The organism is Mycoplasma sp. E35C (assembly GCF_019873825.1).
Classification (GTDB): domain Bacteria; phylum Bacillota_I; class Bacilli_A; order Mycoplasmatales; family Mycoplasmoidaceae; genus Mycoplasmoides.
The window spans coordinates 173316-196262 of the sequence record NZ_CP068418.1 but is presented as its reverse complement, the minus strand read 5'-3'; the positions used below and the strand labels follow the sequence as shown (position 1 = coordinate 196262).

The 22947-nt window shown below is 30.7% G+C and carries 10 protein-coding genes; 1 reads left to right on the top strand and 9 read right to left on the bottom strand.

The window, feature by feature from the left end; all coding sequences use genetic code 4:
• Window positions 1-2: 2 nt before the first annotated feature.
• Genes JJE79_RS00875 through hisS form a run of 3 tightly spaced genes read right to left on the bottom strand, consistent with a single transcriptional unit; the run spans window position 3 to window position 5184 of the window.
• Window positions 3-2165 carry a RelA/SpoT family protein gene (locus JJE79_RS00875; protein ID WP_222926613.1) on the bottom strand — a complete coding sequence of 721 codons (2163 nt, stop codon included), beginning with the start codon at window positions 2163-2165 and terminating at the stop codon, window positions 3-5.
• 13 nt (window positions 2166-2178) lie between these two features.
• A complete protein-coding gene (gene aspS / locus JJE79_RS00870; protein ID WP_222926612.1) occupies window positions 2179-3921 on the bottom strand; it encodes an aspartate--tRNA ligase in 1743 nt (580 codons plus the stop codon).
• A gap of 3 nt (window positions 3922-3924) precedes the next feature.
• Complete coding sequence (gene hisS, locus JJE79_RS00865; RefSeq protein ID WP_222926611.1) at window positions 3925-5184, bottom strand: histidine--tRNA ligase; 1260 nt, start codon at window positions 5182-5184, stop codon at window positions 3925-3927.
• Window positions 5185-5488: 304 nt separating this feature from the next.
• Between hisS and JJE79_RS00860 the strand changes: the two genes are divergently transcribed.
• A complete protein-coding gene (locus JJE79_RS00860) occupies window positions 5489-6256 on the top strand; it encodes a type II restriction endonuclease (protein WP_222926610.1) in 768 nt (255 codons plus the stop codon).
• 10 nt (window positions 6257-6266) lie between these two features.
• Here JJE79_RS00860 and JJE79_RS00855 read toward each other — a convergent pair whose 3' ends face one another.
• From JJE79_RS00855 to JJE79_RS00830, 6 genes are all read right to left on the bottom strand, one after another.
• Window positions 6267-7127, bottom strand: a complete 861-nt coding sequence (locus JJE79_RS00855; RefSeq protein ID WP_222926609.1) for a Dam family site-specific DNA-(adenine-N6)-methyltransferase — start codon at window positions 7125-7127, stop codon at window positions 6267-6269.
• Window positions 7128-7476: 349 nt separating this feature from the next.
• On the bottom strand, window positions 7477-10170 hold the full coding sequence (locus JJE79_RS00850; RefSeq protein WP_222926608.1) for a cytadherence protein C: 2694 nt from the start codon (window positions 10168-10170) through the stop codon (window positions 7477-7479).
• An 8-nt stretch (window positions 10171-10178) separates the two neighbouring features.
• Window positions 10179-13112: a cytadherence protein B gene (locus JJE79_RS00845; protein WP_222926607.1), complete on the bottom strand. Its 2934-nt coding sequence runs from the start codon at window positions 13110-13112 to the stop codon at window positions 10179-10181.
• Window positions 13113-13336: 224 nt separating this feature from the next.
• Window positions 13337-16468: a cytadherence protein A gene (locus JJE79_RS00840; protein ID WP_222926606.1), complete on the bottom strand. Its 3132-nt coding sequence runs from the start codon at window positions 16466-16468 to the stop codon at window positions 13337-13339.
• Between the two features lie 95 nt (window positions 16469-16563).
• Window positions 16564-19626 carry a cytadherence protein A gene (locus JJE79_RS00835; RefSeq protein WP_222926605.1) on the bottom strand — a complete coding sequence of 1021 codons (3063 nt, stop codon included), beginning with the start codon at window positions 19624-19626 and terminating at the stop codon, window positions 16564-16566.
• Window positions 19627-19629: 3 nt separating this feature from the next.
• Window positions 19630-22842 (bottom strand): adhesin P1, encoded by a 3213-nt coding sequence (locus JJE79_RS00830; protein WP_222926604.1) that lies wholly within the window; start codon window positions 22840-22842, stop codon window positions 19630-19632.
• Between the last annotated feature and the right edge of the window lie 105 nt (window positions 22843-22947).

Sequence of the window (22947 nt, the reverse complement as noted above, 5' to 3'; positions counted from 1 at the left end):
TATTATAATAAGTTCCAATTAAACGACATATCTTTTAAAGCAATCTGGTCCATAATGTAATTGAGGTGTTTCATGTTTTGCACATAAATTCCCAATTCAGCATAAAATGTATTGTTTTTCTTATCCTTAGTAATATTTAATGAAAAGATCTTTGCTTGGTTTTCAATAATAATTAATAACATATCATTAATTACTGTTCCACTCCATGCACCATGAATCTTGACATAACTCCTAAATAATCTTGGTCGTGATTCTAATTTTTCATTATCCCATCTTAGTGCAATAATCTTTTCAGCACTTCTGGTTTTTTTAAGCGTCTTACAGTTAGGTGAATGCACACTTAAAACATTACGTTCAATAATTCCAGCTGATGGAATAAATGGTAAGATCGAACAACATTTATTAATTTTAATGTTAGCAAAATCCAATCCAGGAATTTCAGAAAAATAAGATTTATCAAATAACCATTTTGTGCGATTTGCTTTTAATTGTTTAAGAGTCTTTTTTCAGTTATAGTTTTTTGAAAAATACTCATATTGCTCGTTATTTTTGAAATTTATCTTATTTACATAATTAATATATTCAGTTAAATCTTTGAATCCTAAAATATTAACTCTCTTGATAATATCAGCATCAGAAATAATATTATTCTTAAGGAATTTTTTTAATTTATCTAAGAAGATTTTGTCATCTAATTCAGTTTGATTTAATTTATCAATGATGCTGATTAATTCTTTTTTGATGGCTGGGTTTTTGATTTGTTTTAACCAACTATTATTAATCTTAATTTCATTGGCATATTCAAAAGTAATTACATCACCATTATCAAGTTTTTTATCAAACGAAATACTATCATTAAAGCAAGTAATTTTATTTAAAAAAATAAATTGTTTAGGATCAACTCGATAAGCCAATTCTAATCCATTAATTGAAGCAGGAACTGAATAAGTTTTATTATTATTTGCGACTAAAACGTCAATTAATGATCCCTTAGTTAGGTTTTTAATTAAACTAATATCTTGGGTTTTATTTTCATTAAAAATATCAACTTGAAAACGGTTTAATACTTCAGTTTTATATTCATCATTTTCACTAATATCTTGGTTGAGTTTATAAGCTCAGTGTGATGCTAAACCAAGGTGTGAATTACGATCCATATTCTTGGTTCTGATCTGAATTTCGATTTGGGTATTATCTACTAATACGGTCGTGTGAATTGATTGGTATAAATTGTTTTTAGGAATACAAACATAGTCCTTAAAAAACTTGGGGATGTATTTGTAATTTAAATGAATTAAACCTAGAACATGATAGATATCAAACTCATTTTCAACGATGATTCTTAATGCATAAATATCATGAATATTTTTAATGTTATTATGACGATAACTTAATTTTTTATACGTTGAATATACACCCTTAATTCTTGATGTCATTTCATAATGAACATGGTTGCTATCAAGCATTTTAATGATCTGTTGTTCAAAGCTTTTTCAACGAGCACTGTTAATTAATTTACATTCATTAATTAATGATTGTGTTTCATCAAAAGCGACAGGGTTGATGATTTTAAAGGTTAGATCTAGCAATTGGGTTTTGATCCAATACATTCCCAATCGTCCAGCAATTTGAGCGTAAATATCAAAGGTTTCTTGAGCCATTAATTTTTGACGATCAATCTTTAAGAAATTGATTGTTGATAAGTTATGAAATCGATCAGCAATCTTGATAATCATTGGTCTGATGTCTTTTGATATTGAACTAAAAACCCTGATTGTGTAATCTAGTTCGTTATGTAATAAATAACCTTCACGGTTCTTTTTAGCCAATAACGAAATTTTGGTTACAACCTTAACCAGTTCTAAAACATCCTTATTAAAAGTTGATACAATCAGCCGTTCTTCAACGCTTGTGTCTTCTAATAAATCATGCAACAATCCAGCAATGATCGTATTATCGTCCATCTTTCATTCTGCTAGTTTAATTGCAGTTTCTAGTGGGTGGATAATATATGGTTCACCGCTCTTACGTTTTTGTTCACCGTGTCAGTGTTTGGCAAAATCAAAGGCGTTGATAAATTTATGAATACTAGATTCTGAATAATTATTCTGTTTTAAGATTTCTTTGAAATCTTCAAGACGAGCATTAACTGATTGAAAATCCATTATTGATTAATAATTACTTCTTAATTGATAAATGTAATTCGTCTAAGAACTTATCATCAATTGCAGCAGATGGCGCATTACTCATTAAATCAAATCCTTGGTTATTTTTAGGAAAGGCAATGATGTCACGAATTGATTTTGATTTGGTAATAATCATCAAAATACGATCAGCACCTAGACCAATACCACAGTGTTGTGGTGCACCATAGTGATAAGCTTCAAGTAAGAATCCAAATTTATCATAAGCTTCTTGTTTAGATAAACCAAGTGATTTCATCACTTCTTCTTGTAATTCTGGATTGGTAATTCTGATCGCACCACTGGCTAATTCAAAACCATTTAATACTAAATCGTATGATGAAGCTTTAGCATTCTTCTTATCTTCATTAAAGTTATTTAAACATGAAGCATCAGGTGATGTAAATAAGTTATGTGCTGAAACGTATTTTTGTTCTTTATCATCCCATTCGTATAATGGTCAATCAACAATTCATAAGAACTTATATTCATTATCATCAGCTAATTGATAAAGTTCATTTAGTTGATTTCTTACTGCACCTAGTGATTTATTAACCACATCTAGATCATCATCCCCAACAAAGAAGATTGTTCCTTTTTTGTCAGTTAATCCTAATGCTTTTAAATCATCATTGCTAATAAATCTTTTGATCGATCCATCAACAACTTGATTGTTATCAAAACTAATTCAACTTAACGCTTTAGCTTGATTATCTTTTGCATATTTTTCAAGGATCTTGTGTTCTTTTGATGAAATCATTATTTCATCTAAAACGATTGCTTTTAAGTGGTTTTTTGCCGCAAAATTTTTAAAAACAGCAAACTCATGGTTTTTAAAAATTTCTGAAACATTATTAATTAAACAACCAAATCGAATGTCGGGTTTATCAGTTCCATATCGGTTCATTGCATCATCATATTTCATGCGTAAGAACTTTGGTTGTAATTTAACATTTAACAACTTATCAAAGACATAAATAAACATCCGTTCAATTAGATCAAAGAACTGTTCAACGTTCATGAATGATACTTCCATATCAATTTGCGTGTGTTCTGGTTGACGGTCTTTTCTTAAGTCTTCATCACGGAATACTCTGGCAATTTGGAAGTATTTTTCAAACCCTGAAATCATTAATAGTTGTTTGTAAATTTGTGGTGATTGGGGTAAGGCATAAAACATATTAGCACCACTTCTTGATGGCACAACATAGTCTCTGGCACCTTCTGGTGTAGTTTTAGATAAGATTGGTGTTTCAATTTCAGTAAATTCTTCTGAAATTAAAAAACTACGAACATGGTAGAAAAAATCTGATCTTAACTTTAAGTTTTTTTGTAATATCGGTCTTCTTAAATCTAGATAACGATATTTTAATCTCACATCTTCTAGTGCGTCAGTTTTATCTTCTAAGATGAATGGTGGCGTTTTTGATTTTGATATCAAATCAATGCTATCAATTAAAACTTCGCGATCACCTAGTTCAATGTTATTGTTAGCATTCTTTTTAAGTTGTAATTTTCCATGAACATAAATTAAATCTTCACGTGATAAATTAGCATACTCATTATTCTTATCAAACAATTGGATTAACCCTGATTTATCAGCTAATTCAATGAAGTTAAAATTACCTAATTTACGAACGTTTTTAACTCAACCAACAATATCAACATTTTGGTTAATTAGTTCGTTATTTTTTAATGAAATAATAGTTTTTCGATTATTAAAATTTAATGGTTTCATGGTCTATTTAATAAATTCTTCTCACTTAATAGTTTGTTGAGTTTGTTTGTTAAGATCTTTGATTGTAATCGTATTGTTATCCCATTCAGAATTACCCAAAATAATTAAGTGTGAATATTCTGAACGATTAGCATACTTGATTGCTTTATCAAGTTTTTTAATGTTGTTGTTAAAAACAACATTATAGTTTTTTTGACGCAATGCTTCAATTAATTTTAATGTATTAATTATTTTTTGATCAACTAAGTTGATGACTAAGTATGTTGGTTTTATGTAATTATTTAATAAGTTATTTTTAGTTGTTTCATCTAAATAAGCAATAAAACGTTCAATGCTTAATGCAAAACCAATGGCTTGATAGTTTTTGTTAGTTAATTCAGTTACCAGATCTTCATAACATCCACCAGCTAGCACTGTGCTTTGTGATTTTTGATTATCTTCTAGAATGAATTCAAAAACAATGCGTGAATAATAATCCAATCCCCGAACTAATTGTTTGTTAATTTGATAATCAATATTTAATTCATCTAGATAAGATAAGAAAGTTTGAAATTGTTGTTTTTCTTCTTGTGAAATAAATTCATCAATCTTTGGTGCGTTTTTTACAAAATCTTTTTGCGCTTCAATTTTATCGTCTAAGATTCTTAATACACCATAAGAATTTAAGCGTGATTTTGATAATTCAGTTAATTGATCAATGTGTTGATTAAAATATTGATTTAGTGCATCAACTCATTTTTGACGTGAAGCAAAATTACCTAATCAATTAAGGTTTAAAACCGTATTAAGGTTAAATGTTTTTAAGATCGTTTTTGCCAACAAAATTACCTGAACATAATCAACTAAATCTAATTCACCAACCAACTCAACGCCGTATTGGTGAAACTCACGCATTCTACCTTTTTGGGGGCGTTCATAACGAAACATCGGTTCTAGATAAAACATTCTTAATGGTAATGGTTTTTTATCTAACAACTTGTGTTCAGCCACCAATCGCATCACGCTAGCTGTTCCTTCTGGGCGTAGGGCTAATCAACGATCAGATAGATCTTTAAATTGGTAAAGCTCTTTTTTAACAATATCTGAATGTTCAAGGTTACGATTAAATAATTCAGCATGCTCAAAGACTGGAGTTTTTACACGATTATAAGAATATAATCGTGATAACTCAATCATTTTGTTAGCAATCTGATCAAATAAAATCATCTCTTGATCATATCAATCAGTTGTCCCTCTTACAGCTTTAATCTGTTTGTTCTCCATTTAAATATCTAGCCTTTCAGATTGGTTGATTTTTTAAAACTTAATAACTATAAAAATAATTAAAGAAGTAAAAGTATTTTTACTTCTATAAAGATTATTATTTTGACATTAAAATTATACTTTTTTTAAACTATGACATTTAAATTGGATATTAGATTTATATTGATTATTTTGTATATATCAAAACCATAGATTAATTAAGATATCTTGGTTATTATCAATTTTTGGTTGACATAAATATCTTAAACAAGACAAGCATTTTATTAGTTATTGCTTTGTAGAGATTATAATAGAGCAAATCATTATGATCGACTATTTTAATATCATCAAAAACGCCTTAGAAGAAAAGTTAAAAGATTTTTCATTCTGCATCAGAGGCATATTGTTATCAGATAAAAAAACAGCAATAACAATTGGAAATGATTCAAAATTAATAGGTAAAATTTTTGAACTATTTTTAATTCCTCATCTTAAAGAAATATGCCAACAAAATAATTGAAAATTTGAAGTAACTAAAAAACAAAATGTTTATCCCGATTTCAACATAATTGTCGGTAAAAATAAGCATATTGCTATTGATATAAAAACAACTTATAGAAGAGCTAATAAAATAAAATTCACCTTAGGATCATATGGTAGTTTTATGAGAAATAATGTCAAAAACATTCAATATCCATATGATAGTTATATTTATCACTACGTTATAGGATTTGTTTATAACAGAAATGAAAAAGCAACTGAAGGTGTAATATTTAATACTAATGAAAAAGTTGAATATCCATATAATAATGTTGAATGATTTTTTCAAGAAAAATACAAAATTTCAGGAGATAAACCAGGATCAGGCAATACTGAAAATATTGGTAGTATAGAAACTGATAATATCAATGATTTTAAAGAAGGCAATGGTGTATTTACTAAATACAAAAAAGATGGCTTAAAAATATTTGAAGATTATTGAAAGCACTACCCAAAATATCGTTCTAAATTCAAAGAATATACTGATTTAAAAACTTATGAAAAATTAAAAAGAATTGTTGTTAAAAACAACAAAGTAATATTTACAAAATAAAGTTGAATGTTTAGTTATAAATTAAACATTCAACGATTAAATTACGGTTTTCTATCTTTGCACCAACATGATAGAAGTGTTCTATTTTTTGAATTTTAAAATTCTTAGTTAAACGTTCAATTTCGTTGTTTTTTCTTCATTCACTTTCTAATCAGTTTGAATAAATAAATTTAATCTTATTATCAAGAATAATTTTAATTAATTCATCATTTTCTTTCTTAGTTCAGTTGGTAAAATAGTCGCTGTAACGATTAATGTATGGTGGATCAAAATAATAGAATGTATTTTTAAGATTTAATGATTTCTTAGATAAGAAATCAAAAACATCCATGCAATAAAACTCTCAATCACATTCTTCTAAGCATTTTTCTACTTGGATTACTTGATTAACTATTTTGGTTATTAATGATTTGGAAAATCTTTCGTTTTTATTACAAAACGGAGTATTTAATTCACCCTTAGAATTAAATCTTAAAATCCCATTAAAACAACTTCTGTTTAAGAATAAGAAAGCTAATGAATTTGGTTTTTTATTAAATTCTTTTCTTTTTTGATACCAGTATTCACTGCCTATTTCTTTTAATTTTTTACCCTCATTTGTTAAATAAGTTCTGATCATTTCAGAATTTATTTTTTTGTTTTTTAAATCATTAAAAAAAGAAATAATATGTGGATTAATGTCATTAACAATTGCTTTTTTAGGCTTTAAATTAATCAGCACTTCACCAGATCCTAAGAATGGTTCAATATAAGTAAGTGAATTAAAATTTTCAGGTAATAAAGCTTTTATACTCTTTATTAACTTTGTCTTTTTACCCTGAATTTTAATTGGACTTATAAAAGTCTTTTGTGTTGTTAATTTATTATCCATCGTATTTTATACCCTTTATTATTTATGTTTATATTTAATTAAATCTGGTTTTGCTTATTAATTATTAATGTAATTAGGATTATTACTTAAAGTTAAATCTTTGATTAAATGTTTATAATATTTTTTATTTAAAATCCAACTTTTATTATTAAAGTTTAATAATAAAAGAATTATAAATTTATCTAAAAAAATATTAAAAGCATCGAGCTTAAACAATAAAATTTAAAGCAATAAATTAAGTGAAATTAGCAGCAAATTTTTAGTTAATTTTTTTGCTTATTTTTGTTGTTATTAAAAATTAATTTTTGATCGTTTTTTACGAAAAAAATTAGTGTTTTTAGTTTAAACACTAATTAATTTTTTTGGTTGGATTATTGCTTCAAAAACTTGTTTGAGTATAACCAGAATTTTTATTATTAAATCCAGCTTGACTAAATGTTTTTGTTGGGTGTTGCATTCGATATGCTTGTGTTGAGTTTACTTGTCGTGGTTGGTTGTAATAACTGGTTGTTGGTCGGTAGTTTGGATTAGCGTATCGTGGTGAATTAAAGCCATTAGGGTTTTTATAACCACCATAGTTTGGATTAATGAATCGAGTGTTGTTTAAATTTTGATGTCTGATGTTATATGAGATGTTTTCATTTGGTTTATTGAACTTATTAGTTAGCTTTTTCTTCTCATTAGCAGGGTTGTATAATTTGGTTTCAATTTTTTGATAAATCGTATTTACTGAATCATTTAATTTATCAATCTTATTGTTAGCATGATTGAACAATTGTGCTGCCACTTTTCTGCTCTTGTTAATCTGTCATAAAATCAAGAAGACAAATGCAACAATCAAGATGATGATTAAAATCACAGTAACAACAATCGTTGGCACAACATAAACTGGATTAGCATCTAGACCATCATATTGGATTGAAGGGAAATCTAAGTTTTTTAATGCTTGTTTTGTGCCATAATATTCGCCATTAAAGTATGGTAATAAAACATCAAGTTTTAAGGTTCGATCATTAATCACACTTGGAATAATCTTGATTGGCAATTTAATGATCCCTGGTTTGTAATCAACAAGTTTATTAAGAATAAACGAACTGTTCATCACATCGTTGGCATTCATACTACTTAACTGATTGTTTGATAAGTATGATTCTGGCTTAAAGCTAATCATTCCTCATAGCTTTGAACCTTTTGATTCTGGTTTGTTATCAAACGCTGGAATCTCACCATCATAAAAATCAGCATTAATATAACTTTGTTGTTCTTGATCAAAATAGATCAGATTAAAATGCACAACACCATCAGCACCACTTAAACTATAAAAAGCATCCTGGCTTAGTGCTAAGATTAAAAAGATCTTATATCCTTGTTTAGCTTTATAGATTTCAGAATAATTGATTGATAAAACCGTGCGATTAGTGCGGCTTACTGTTGTTTTTAATTCATTAATCCAAGTAGTTGTGGTCGTTGGGTTATAGAATGCTAATCACCAAACACCCTTATGAAAGATAATGTTGGTAATATATTGAAATCCCGTGATTGCACTAGTATCAGCAAATAAGTTATAAACCCCACCCGAGATAAACTTATAATCATCACCTGAAAAGATAAATCCAACAATTCTTAAACGAATCACTAAGATCCCAATTAAATTAGCATACCCAGTTTTGTTGATGGTTGAATTATCAATTTGCACAGAATAGTGATAAGCATACTGACTTAGATTATTCTTCTTTTCATCAAATTTATTACTATCATAAGATAGCTTTAAACTAAATGATGATGAAAAGAAATCATTAACCGTATTAAAGTTATTGGTAATTTCAACAATCTTTGATTGTGAAATTGCTCCACTAACAAAAATATTAGAGTATGCTTCATCATCCTTGCTATAAAATGAAGAACTAATAATGTGACTGTATTGGGCGCTAGTTGTTGATACTTTAGAGATCGGTGCTGGAATTAAACCAAGGTGTAATGAATACATTACGAGTTGGTTATTATTATCCTTATCGTTTTCTGTTCTTAATTCTTGTTTAACAACATTAATTCCAGCCACGAAATAAGCTGGTGTGTATAGTTTGACATTATTAACAACAAAATTAGCAGCTCTGGTGTGTTCTGAGTTTGATTGTTCTTTTAATGTTCAATTAAAGTTGGTATTGGCAAATAAACGCGGATAGATATTAAACTGATCAGTTTGTTGGTTATTATCTTCGTTGGTTTGGTTGATATTAAATAAGTAATACCAAATACTAATGACATCATTACTACCAAAGATTGCCAAACGATTATTTAAGAAGGCAATTTTACTGATTGAATGATAATAAAAATACGATAAATTATTTAAGAATGAAGTATTAGCTGGACGATCTAATAAACCAACTGCTTGTTGTTTGGCATTATTTAGTTCATCATTTGAAGCATTATCAGCTAGTTTTGGTTCAAAACCAACCTTAGCATAAAGTCCTGCTAAGTCACGTGAGAATTGATAAGCATCTAATCTAAAGCGTTTGGTAATAGTTAATCCTGGATTTTGGGCTTTTGGATCATCGTATAGTTCTAAAACAAATGCAGGTGAATTAACTACCAATGAAATTAATCCTGAACCCGTGATGCTAATCAACGGGTTTTTAATTAATAAGTAATAATAATTTGGTCTGATTGTATTGGCTGCTAGATCTACGGTTTCATAGTTAGCAAACTCCATACCATAATCAAATTGATAATACAGATTACCAAAAACATCAAGTTTTTGGATCCCTGTTTTAGTCATTACAAAATAATCATTATTAGCATTCTGCACATAAAAATTATTGTTGGCTTTGATATTATCACGCTTAGTATTATCTTCTAATAAACCAGCATGATTGTTAAGTGCATAGTTGTTTGGATTAGTTTGGTTATTATGATGATGATTAGTTTTAATTAAACTGATCCCAAGAATTGAAAACAACAAAGCGATAAAGACAAAAATGCTAATTATGACAGTAATTAGCTTTTTGTTTTGATATCTCTTTAAGTATTTTTTATCGCTTTTCATTCGTTTAATTATTCAATTCCTATCATCTTAGTTTTTTGTTTGTATTCACGCATCTTGTTGAAATTCACCCGTTTAGTATCATCTTTTTTTAATTCAGTTGGCGGAGTGATTGGCGCTTGTATTGTTTGAGTGGTTTGTTTAATTGGTTTGATTTCAAATGGAATGTGTTTGGTATTACTAATAACTGGTTTTTGATTGTTAATAACAACTTGGTTTTGGTTGTTATTAACAATCTGATTATTTTGGTTATTAGTATTTATTATATTATTCTGTTCAGTTCTAACTTTACCTGTTAGTTGTTTTAATGCTGGTTTTGGTTCTTCTTTAGCTTTAATTGATAAACGCTTAAACTGTTTGGATTTGGTAATTAATGATTTAAACACTGAACCAATTGATATTACTAACCCATCAACTCTCAAGCTATTCTTATTAAATGATTTCACCATGTTATTTCTTTGACGAATAATTGATACCCCAACAAAGACGATGGCAATCATTAAGATGATAAAGATCACAATTGGCACTGATACACCAATGTATAAATAGATCGTATCAATTGGCGTAAAGTTATTAAAGTTACCAAAGCTTTCATCGCTGTTTAGTTGACTATTACTATCAGGAATAATCTCATAACGATTGGTTAGATTATTTAATACATAAGGCACTAATCTAAATTTAGCATGCTCATAATCTAAATCAACAGCTTTAAGTTTTAATTGGTAGTTTGGATTATTTTTAGCTGGATAGTATTCATAAACACTATTAATTAAGTCATTTTTAAGGGTTGTTTCTTTTTGATTAAAATCAAAAAGATTGGCTAAATTATTCTGATTTAGATTAATATCACGATTATTAATGAATCTACCTTGTCCTAAGAAAGATATACGTTTAGTGATCGGGTTAACTAATCCTTCGTCTGAAATCGCATTAGCACTTAGTGAGAAGCTATTAAATGAATAATCATTTAATTGGATGTATAGTGCATCATTAGCAGAGACATTAACAATCCCGTTGATTTCACTATTAATTGTTTGTGAATAAAAGTTAGTTTGATTATTAGTATTCTTATTGAAGCTATGATAATAAACCTTTGGTTTAGAAGCAGTAGCTGAACTTGGAGCAAACAAACTAAACAAATAGGTTTGGTTAGTTTTGATTGCTCTTATTCCCCTAAAGTCCTTAAAGTTAAAGATTGTGCTGATCCCAATTGAACTGTTAATATCATAAACTAAGAAGTCTTGGTTAGATAGTTGGTGTAATAAGTTAAATGGCACATCATTGCGTAGTGTGGCTGGCGAAGGACCATCAATCGTTAAAATATAAGGACCAACCTGAACAGCATAACTACTATCATCTAAGATAATTAGATTACCAACATCATTTTCATTAAAACCATGACGCACAGTTAAATTAAATAATGTTCCTTCAACACCTTGGTTATTTGATCCAATGGTTGTTAAAGCATCATTTTGAGTTTGAGCAGATTTTGTTGTTCATGGAGCAATGATTCTAAACCCGTATGAGTTCTGGTTAAGATAATAGGTTTTATCAACATTAGATTCATCAATCTTATCATCAAGTTTGGCTAAATCAGATAGATTGAAGAAAAATCCAGCTAATACCCTAGGACCAACTGAGTTTTTCTTAGCATCGTTTGCTACTAGTGGTGTTGAGCTTAGTGTATTTAGTTGTTTTAATTTAGCATCACTATAATTATCCTTATTTAAAACCACACTATTAGCATTATCATCAGCATCTAGACCTGTTGTTACACTACCAAATAAGAATAAATAATCATTCGAATAATTTAAAGCAGGTTTAACCCCCGCGACAGCAATTCTTGGCACTAAGGTATAGTTCTTATTTTGACCTAATAATACTCTTTGAGTATCTTGGTGTGATGATGTTAATGAACTTAATAAATAAGCATAAGGATAACCACTAACATTAGGTCTGATGTTTTTATCATCATGAAACCTAACCCTAAAAACACCCATTGATAAATAAGACGAAGCTAGCTTGCGATCCTTATCATCTTGTTTGATCCAATTACCATTACCACCAAATAAGAAAACATTACCTTGATATTCATAAAGGTTAGCTAAATTAGTAATGTATTGTAATCAAGGTAATGAGATAAAATTATCACCATTACCTTCACTAAACCAGGTTGGGTGTTCGGTTTTTTTAAACGAACCATTAACTCCATAAATACTTGGCGTGTTCTTAGTTCATGTGGCTGGATAATTATCAATTAATGCTTTTGGTGAAATGTTAGCATAATCAACAATCCCATAAGATTCTCTAACGTGATTTAGATCTTCTTTGATCTTTAAGATTGTTCCTTGGATCCCAAAGTCCGTGCTTAGTTGTTGTAAACTGTAAAATTGATCATTAACTTCATTATCAATTAATTGTGCTGGCACTAATAAAAGATAAAAGATCGATTCATCCTCATTAGATTGGATTGCTTCTGAAACAATCTTGGTATCAACGCTTTGTAAGAACTCAGTTGTGGTCGTTAGTGTTTCTAGATTATTGTTTTTGTTATAAATTAAATTCTGATTTTCATCAGTTCTAGCAAGTTTGTTATTACTGTTTGGTAAATAAGATCATTTCTTATAACCAAAACTATCTAGTCGATCAATTCCACCATCACTAGTTAATACTAATGACCCACCATCTTTGGTTGGGTATGAACTAAAGTTAGCATTAGCATTCCAGCGTAGATGACTAGCACTGTGTTGTTTAATTCTTCTTACTAATTCTGAATCATTATTATCTTCAACTAAACTTACAGATTGATTCTTAAGTTTAGTTGATAAGTCAGTATTATTAGGTTTTTTAAAGTTTAAGTGTAGCCCTAAAAATACTAAACTAATAGCACTAATTAGCAAGATGATAAAAAAAACGAAGTATTTTTTGATCTTAGGTTTACTCATTGTTTTAGTTTTATTTTCTAAACTAATAGTCTATCATTCAACTTGATTGATAAATTAGTCATTATTTATCAAATAAGCAATATAAATAATTATAAAACTTATTATTAGTTTTTCAATACAAACCAGTCGTTTGTTTTTATTAAAAAACACACCCCTAACTAATAGCTATTCGCCAAATGTTTAGGGGTTTGTTTTTGATTTTATTTTTTAAGCTCTAAATTTAATTATTTCTTAGGAGCAGTTGGTTTAGGAGCAGCAGCACCTACACTAGGAGCACCTGGTTTTGAAGTTGGAGCACCAGGTTTAGCACCAGGAGCAGTTGGTTTTGCACCAGCTGGTTTAGCAGCTGTTGGTTTAGCTCCTGCAGCAGCAGGTTTTGGTGCACCTGGTTTAGCAGCTGGAGTCTTAGCAGCACCTAAGGCAGCAGGTTTTTTCTTAACGTTAGCTGTTTGACTAATAATTTTCTTATAAACAGATCCCACAGCTGAAGTCAAGGTATCAACTTTTTTGAATGTTGTTTTGAACCCTTTGTCTTGTAATTTTCTATTAGCTCTCATCGGAATACCGATTGATAGACCTAGAATAATTAAGATTGCAACTAATCCTAAAATACCACCGATTACAGCAGGAATTACTCAGCTTGGTAATGAAGCAAATCCATCTCAACCATAAACTAATGCTTGTTGATCTTGGTTAGCTAATGATGAATCTGTTGCATCATAATACTTACCATCTAAGTATTGGATTTGAACTTTAACTTTTAATAGTGAGTTAGTTACTTCATCAGTTACAGCAACAACACGGTATTTTTGACCAGAGTAAGCAGGTGTGAATTTAATTAAGTTATCTAAGAAGTTTTGGTTGTTTTCGTATTCTTTAGCAGTTTTTTGGAAGTATCCGTTAGTTTGTAAGAAGTCTCTTCCTTTGAATTCGATTGTTCCTCAGAATTTAGAACTATATACAGGTTTAGATTTATCTTCTTGAGTAAATACAATCTTAGATGTGCTTGCGTCAAATGAATCGTTCTTAGCAAATTCATTTGGGTTACCTTCAGTGTTTGAGTATAATGCAACGCTTCCTGAATTATCAATTGAGTAGAACGCATTACTTAATAAAGGTAAGATTGCGTTTACGTTATCAACATCAGCTAAGTTAGTTGGAGTGAATGCAGCGTTGATTGAAGAACCATCAATACTATTTCCACCACGGTCATAACGGTCTGAGAATGAAACTCCACCATTAGTTAAGCTTAGAGTGTATAAGCTTGTTTTGTTTTCTTTGTTTTTGAACAAGAAGTATCAAATTCCATCACCTGGGTAAATATTTTTGATGTTACTTACAGTTGCAGCTGTATCAATTGGTGATGTAGTAATGATTGAGTGAGCGTTGTAGAAAGTCTTTTCGTCTTTTAATTGAATAATTGCGATTTGACCACGGTAATAAACCATAGCAGCAACTGATTCTAAACCACTTCCACTTACTGGACTGTTTAAGTTAACAATACTTGTAGCTTTAAATCCAATGTTTAATGTATTTCTAATACCATCAAAACCTAATAATGAACGGTCTAATGAGAAGGTGTTGTCTGAGTAAGCAGATTCAAAGATTTTTCTTTCTCCACTTCCTTGTTTGATATAAGGAATCTTAGATCTTTCAGAAGCTTCAGAAGCTGTTAAGTAACCACCTAACATTCTTAATGGTAATGTAGCAGGTTTGAAGTCATTAGATTTCTTTTGTATTTCTTCTAATCTTCTAGCTTCAAGAAGTGAGTAAGGTGTGTTGTAAACAATTGAATAATCACCTTCAAAGACTTTATTTCTTCTTGCCTTGTGGAATTGTCATAACTGATAACCGAATACATATAAGTATGCTTCTTTGCTATTAGTTTTAACCCCGTTTTCATAACGGCTTCTTAAAACAGTTTTTGAACCAGTTGAGTTGAAAGCAATATCACCATCACTTCCACCAAAAGTTTTGTTTTGTTGTTCGTTATCAATACCTAATTTGTAATCGAAATAAGCACGACCTTCAATAACTTCTGGATTAGCTCAGTTGCTAGCATCAATTGAGTTACTTACATTGATATTGCTATCATTTTGATCTTCCATCCCAAAACTTCTGTAAGTTTTTAGTGTATTTTCGCCAGTAAATTCACCAGTATCAGTAGTAGCAGCATCGTTATCTTCAGCTTTAACTTGACTTAATTCAACTAAATCAGAACGTTTAGTTGGGAAAGCGTAGTATCAAAGTGAAGGTAATTCATTTGAACCAAAGATGTAAATACTGTTACCAATGAATGATAGTGAGTTAACTGAGTTTAAGTATAAACGGTCAATTACTTTTAGTGTATTAGTAGTTAATGGTTTTTGAGTATTTAAACTTGCATTTCAAGTATTAATTTGATTATTATTGCCACCTAAAGTTACACTAATATCTTCATTTTGATCAGTATCATCAAATTGAGGATAAGAAATTTTCTCATCTAATTGGAATGCTGATTTAATAACACCTTTAACCCCATCATCATCATCATTGGTGTTATCATCTTTATTTTTTTGGAAAGTATTTAACTTAGAGTTGTCAATACTTGTAGAAGGGTTACCGTTACCAAAGTCATAAACTGCTTCTTCAGTGTTATTTCCACCAATACGACCGAACGGGAATGGTTCAGCAGCTCTAGTTACATCTTGATCAGTTAAATCTCTTTGATAGTAAGCATTGTATCAAAGGTTGTTTAAGTCTTTTGGTAAGATTGGAGCATCTAAAACGAAGTCAGTAATTTCATCAGCTGTTCCGTTCTTGTTGAAAGTAAATTTAGTTAAATCATCTTCAACTTTAATTACGTGAGCGGGATTGTCGACTTTACCGATGGCTAGCTTGGTATTATCATTTCAAGCACCTTTACGGTTTTCCATTCTTTTTTCAGCATCTTTACCCACTCTTTTAACGTGGATATTAACATTTTCATTAACTAATAAGATGTAGTATGAACGCTTATTAGAAGATGATGAAATGTAGTCTTCAACGATTTGTCTAATTTCATAGCCAGAAAACTCTTGATCAAAGTCTAAGGCATACATTGGTTTACCAAAGCCATCAAGTTTAATGATGCTAGTTTTATTATTAGTAATAAAGTTGTTATTAGCATCACGGATAATTGAGTTGAATAAAGATTTCGATGTTCCTACATCTTTTAAATTTATTTTATCCGCAGTTAATTCATTTGCTTTAGTAACTAATTTGGCTGTATTATTGTCGTTGGTATTTTGAATAGCAAAGCTTGTTGAACTCACAATCCCAAAGCCCAACAGTGTGCTTAGTAAGCTATAACTTTTTAATTTTTTCGAAATCTTCATATTCAATTCTCTTTTTTTAATTAAATAGATTTTAATATTTTCTTTAAATTTCAACTATATTTGTTTAATTTTGAACTAAATAAATATTATTTAGTTTAAGCAGTCGGTTTAGAAGTAGCAGGTTTAGGTCCAGGTTTAGATCCAGGAGCACTTGGTTTTGGCGCGCTTGGTTTAGGGGCTGCTGGTTTAGATCCAGGAGCAGCTGGTTTAGCTGATGGACTAGCTGGTTTAGCAGCTGGTGATTTAGATGCACCTAACGCAGCAGGTTTTTTCTTAACATTAGCTGTTTGAGTAATAATCTTCTTATAAACAGATCCCACAGCAGATGTCAAGGTATCAACTTTTTTGAATGTTGTTTTGAACCCTTTGTCTTGCAGTTTTCTTTGAGCTCGCATCGGAATACCGATTGATAACCCTAGAATGATTAAGATGGCAACCAATCCTAAGATCCCACCAATCACAGCTGGAATTACTCAGTTTGGTAATGAAGCAAAACCATCTCATCCATGAACTAAGGTTTTATCAGCACGGTTTGATTTAGCATCAATCGCATCATAATACTTACCATCTAAGTATTGGATTTGCACCTTAACTCTTAATAATGAATTGGTTACTTCATCACTAACAGGTAACACACGGTATTTTTGTCCTGTATAAGCAGGAGTGAATTTAATTAAGTTATCTAAGAAGTTTTGGTTATTCTCATATTCTTTAGCAGTTTTTTGGAAATAACCATTGTTTTGTAGATAATCAATTCCCTTAAATTCAATTGTGCCTCAGAAGTCAGATTTATAAGTTGTTGGTTCGTTAGCATCTTGTTGGAATGATAACTGATTCAAGTCCTTATTAAATGCTTGGTTTGGCACGAATTGGTTTGGGTTTTTCTCACTGTTAGATCATAACTGAACAGCACCTTTTGAATCTACTGAGTAGAATGCACTACTTAATAAAGGTAGAATTGCTGTAACATTATCAACATCAGTTAAGTTAGTTGGACCAAACGATCCTGATAATGATGAACCAGATAATTCATTAGTTTTATCAAATCTGTTTGAGAACGTTGTTCCACCCTTAGGTAAAGTTAGTGTGTATAAACTTGTTTTGTTTTGATCATTCTTATATAAGAAGTATCAGATATTATCACCAGGTGAAATGTTGGTAATGTTCTTGATCGTTGCAGCACTATCAACAGGTGAAGTTGTAATGATTGAGTGAGCGTTGTAGAATGTATCTTTATCTTTTAGTTGGATAATTGCAATTTGTCCACGGAAGTAGATCATTGCAGCGATTGATTCTAGATTACTATTAGTTGCTGGGCTGTTTAGGTTTACAAAGCTAGTTGCTTTAAACCCAACATCTAAATTATTTCTAATGCCATCTTTACCTAGCATTGTTTGATCAAACGTAAATGTTTGATCATCATATGCTGTTTCAAAGATTTTTCTATCATCATTGTTTGTTGAACCATCTTTGATATAAGGCATTTGCGCTCTTTCTTGAGCTAATGTTTCATTTAAATAACCACCTAAGAAGTGAAAACCTAGATTGTTATTAGGTTTAGAGTTTTTAGGATCAACACTTCAAGAAGCTTCTACTGGTTCATAAGGGGTTGTATAAATTACTTTATATTCACCATCTAAATTAAATCCAGAAGTTGTTCATCTAGTTTTTTGTCAAGTTTGATAACCAAATGTGTATAAGTAAGCTTCTCTTTGACCTGTGAAGTTTCCGTTTTGATAAACTTTTCTTAAAATTGTTCTAGAACCAGTTGAGTTGAACGATACACCACCAATTGTTCCATTAATGAAAGCATTAGCAGTTTGATATTCACCATTAATACCCAACTTGTAGTCTGCATAAATTCTAGCTTCAACTACTTCTGAGTTAGCTCAGTTGTTAGCATCAACTTTGTTTGATGCAGCGCTTTCTTGTTCAATACTAAAGCTTCTGTAAGAAGTTAATTCGCCATTTCCTTTAGTAGTTCCAGCATCAGTAGTTGATGCTTCTAGATCTTCTGCTTTAACTTTGTTTAATTCTTCTAGTGCTGAACGTTTAACAGGGAAGGCATAGTATCAAAGTGAAGGATATTGGTTAGATCCAAAAATATAAATACTATTACCAATAAATGTTAATGAGTTTACTGAGTTTAGATATAAACGAGAAATTAAATTAGCAGTATCTTTTTTAAATTGACCGTCAAACTTAACTTCGTAATTAAATTGTGTTGAACTACTACCAGTGAATTGAATGCTCTTGTTTTCTTTATTTTCTTCTTCTGAATTATCATAAAGCGGAACAGAAACATTTTCATCCATCTGGAACGCTGTTTTAATTAGCTTTGGAACATTAGTATCACCATCATCTTTACTACCATTTCCAGATTTAGAAGTGGTTGCACCTTTACCAAAGTCGAATTCATTTGTATCAACACGACCAATTGGTGATGGGTATAATGCACGACTAAAATCGTCGTTGCTAATCTCTCTTTGTAAGTATAAGTTGTATCAAAGTGAGTTTAAATTCTTAGGTAAAATTGGAGCGTCTAAGATGAAGTCATTAACTTCACCAGAAGAGTCTGTTTTATTAAAAACAAACTTTTCATTATTATCAACCACTCTAATTACGTGAGCTGGGTTGTCAACATTACCAATAGCGAATTTAGTATTGTCGTTTTTAGAACCTCTTCTTTTAGTGTTTCTGTTTTCTGCATCATTGCCAATTCTCTTGACATGAATGTTTACATTTTCATTTACTAAAAGCACATAGTATGCTCTTGCATCAACAGAATCTGAAGTTCTGTAATCTTCAACAATTTGTCTAACTTCATAACCAGCAAATTCTTGATCGTCTAGTTTCAAACCATATAATGGGTTACCAAAACTATCAAGTTTAATGATGCTAGTTTTGTCGTTAGTAATAAAGTTATTGTTCTTGTCCCGAATAACAGAATTAAATAAAGATTTAGATGAACCGATATCTTTTAATTGGATTGCATCACCTTTAATTTCTTGTGCTTGTTGGCTCAGTTTATCATTTACTAATTTAGCATTTGCATCAACTTTATGTTGATCAACAGCAAAACTAGTAGAACTAACGATTCCAAATCCAACTAAGCTACTAATTAAACTAAAACTCTTTATTTTTCTTGAAATCTTCATAGTTTATTTAGCAGGAGCAGCTGGTTTAGGTGCACCTGGTTTTGGTGCTGCAGGTTTTGCGCCAGCAGGTTTTGGAGCAGCTGGTTTAGCACCAGGAGCAGCAGGTTTTGCAGCAGTTGGTTTTGCACCAGGAGCAGCAGGTTTAGCAGCAGCTGGTTTAGCAGCGTCCTTCTTACCAGATTGAAGCATTTGTGGTGATTTCTTAATGTTGCTAACTGAAGTTCTGTTAATAATTTGTTTGAACACACTACCAACAGCAGTTGTCAAGATGTCAACTTTCTTGTTAGACATTGCGAACCCTTGTTTCATAGCTTTACGGTTTTGAGCCATTGGAATACCAATACCTAGACCTAATGCTAATGCTAATGCAACGATTACTAATGGAATAGCAATTGCTACTGGAATTACTCATGAAGCTAATGCGTCAAATCCTTCGTAAGTTCTTTGAGCAACGAACACTGAGTCACCTTGAGGAATTGGAACATAGTTATTACTTAATTTAACTTGTGGTAATAACTTGATGAAGTCGTTTGTATCTTTTGAATAGTCAGTTACTAATAATCTTCATTCAATGTTTGGATTATCAGCTGGTGCTTTGTAAGCGTAAATTAATGATTTGAAGTCAGGTCTTAGAATTAAGCTTCCGTCAGTATCTGTTTGGATAATATCAGAGATTTTGTTTTGTAAGAATGATGAAGGTAATTCATTAGCAGCTAAGAAGCGACCGTTACCAATTTGGTTGTTTCTAGCTTCTAATGGGTTAGTGATTGTTTCTGAATCTAGTTTGTAGTTAGATGAGTTTAAACCTTCTTTTTCAACAGCGTTTAAAGAACCTTTACCTTGTAATTGAACATAGTATTGGTCAAGTGATTGCATGTTTACAACTGCTTGAATATCAGAAGCAAAGTCCATTTTGTTAACACTGTAACCTTCAGAAATTCTAATTCTGTAACCAGATTTAGTTCAGTTAGAAATAACTGATCCAGTTGAAGTTGTAGATAAACCTAAGAAACTATCTCAAGTGTAACCTTTTGAACTAGCAGTAAATTTATCACTCTTAACATAGATGCTTCCGTTGTAAATATCTGAACCGTCAGATGAAACAAAAGAACCATTTAATTTAGATTGTCTAGTTTGAGTAGGTGTGTTAGTTGTTTTACCAAAATCACTAGCTGTTAAGTTGTAAATATTAATTTGAGCTGTTGATCTGTAACCATTTCTTAATTCTGGTCAAGACATGATAGCTCCACCAACTTGGTAGTAGTAAGTTAGGTTAGTATCTTGAACGCTTTCAGTATTTGTTCTGTTGTCATAAGTATAAACAACATTACCAATATTTCTACGGTCAAATCCTCTAGCAGTTGTTAAAGCATTTAATAGGTTTCTAGCTCCAGCAATTTCATCACCGTCTTTTGAACTACCTAATAATTGTTGTTGAGTGCTTGCTGGTGCTTTATCAATAACATCAGTGTATAGTCAAGAAGAGTCTTTTCTTGTTCCTAAGTGTCATTGTTTACCATCCAACATTACATAGTTGAATAACCCTTTGTTTGATGTTTTGTTGAAATCATCAGGTAAAGTGTTTAACGCATCTAATTTGAAAGCAGTAGTGAATAATGATTCTACTTCTTTTGTGTTACCACCAGCTGGGTGAGTTTGTAAAGGAGCTGTTACAACTCCGTTAGCAAGATATTTGTTTGTTCAAGCTTTAGGGTATCCACTATTTTCTTGTCCACTACCTTCATCAACTAGAACTTTTGGAGAGTGGTATTTACTATCTAAAATGTTACCACCATTAGTTCCTCAAGTAATAGCAGAACCTAAGAAGATATTTCCGTTAGCAACTCTTGGAGAGCTTACACCACCAACAGCTAATCTTGGCACAAAGTGATAACCTACATCTTGACCAATGTTAATTCCACCATTACCTTTTGGAGAGAATTCTAATGCAATCCCTGAAAGTAAGATAGCATAAGGATAACCAACTACTTTTGGTTCTTCAGTTTGAGATCCGAAATTAACTCTGAAGACACCCATACTTAATGCAGTTTGGTTATTTACTCATGTTCCATTACCACCAAATAAGTAAGCAGTTCCGTTTTTAGCATATAAACCACCTAAGTTAGTGATATATTGCATTCATGGCATTACAAATTGACCACTATCATATCATTCTGGATGTTCATATTCAGTGAATGATGAATCAGCCAAATTAGTAGTTGTTTGAGTTTCAATACGTTTAGGGAAGTATTCTGGTCAGAAAATATCGTTATCTTTTCCGTTAACACCTAAATCATTTGAACCATTCTTATCGTAATACTTAGTTACATTAGTTCCTTTATTTTTAGATTGTGTTCAAGTAGTTGGATAGTTTTTAACCATCGCTTCTGGACTAATGTAAGCAACGTTATCAATTACAAAAGGGTGGTCTGAGTCTACATCAGAAAGGTTTTCTGTGATTTTAACGATAGCACCTTGTAAGTTTTTTTGACTCTTAATTTGGCTATAGCTTTTTCCAGAATTAATACTATCTGATTGTTCGTCGTTACTAGCTAATTCTAATTCCTTAGGAATTTTAGATTCAGATGGTTCTTTTGTTTCTTCTTCACTATCATCTAATAATCTAGCAGATGAGAATGTAGTTGTTGAAGAAGATGCAGCAGCGGCAGCAGCACCTTCAGCACCGTTAGTTTCTACTGGTTTACGGAAGTTCTCTAAAGTTTGATCTTTAGCTTTTTGCTGTTGTTGAATTGCTGCATCTGGAATTAATAGTAAGTAGAAAGTATTAGGGTTACTTTGATCTTGAACAGCCTCTACAACAGTCTTGCTACTAAGATCATCATAACTAACGTTCTTACTAAAGTCAGCCTTACCATTAATATCGTATTCACCTTGTTTTAATTGTTCAGCATTATCAGGATCAAAAGTTCAAACAACGTTACCGTATAAATCGATACGTGTTAAAGCTTTTTTGCCAGTTAATACTAAAGAACCAGGGTTAATTTGTTCAACTGGAGAAGATGTAAAGTTAGAGTTTTTTCATCTTCTAGCAGTGTCTAAAACTGTTGATTGAGATGGAGTAGTTTGTTCACCATCATGATTAATAAGTTTGGTATCATTAGGTTTTGCTGAATTGTTTGATAAACCTAAGAATCCTAAACTAACTAATGACAGCGGCATAATTGCTGCTGATAATTTTAAAATGCGTTTTTTCACGATTTGGATCTCTGTCTTAAATTCTAGTTAAGTTTAATTTTATAGATTCATATAATATTTTAATAAAAAAAATTATTATTAAGAATCTCTTTTTTGGTTGTGCCT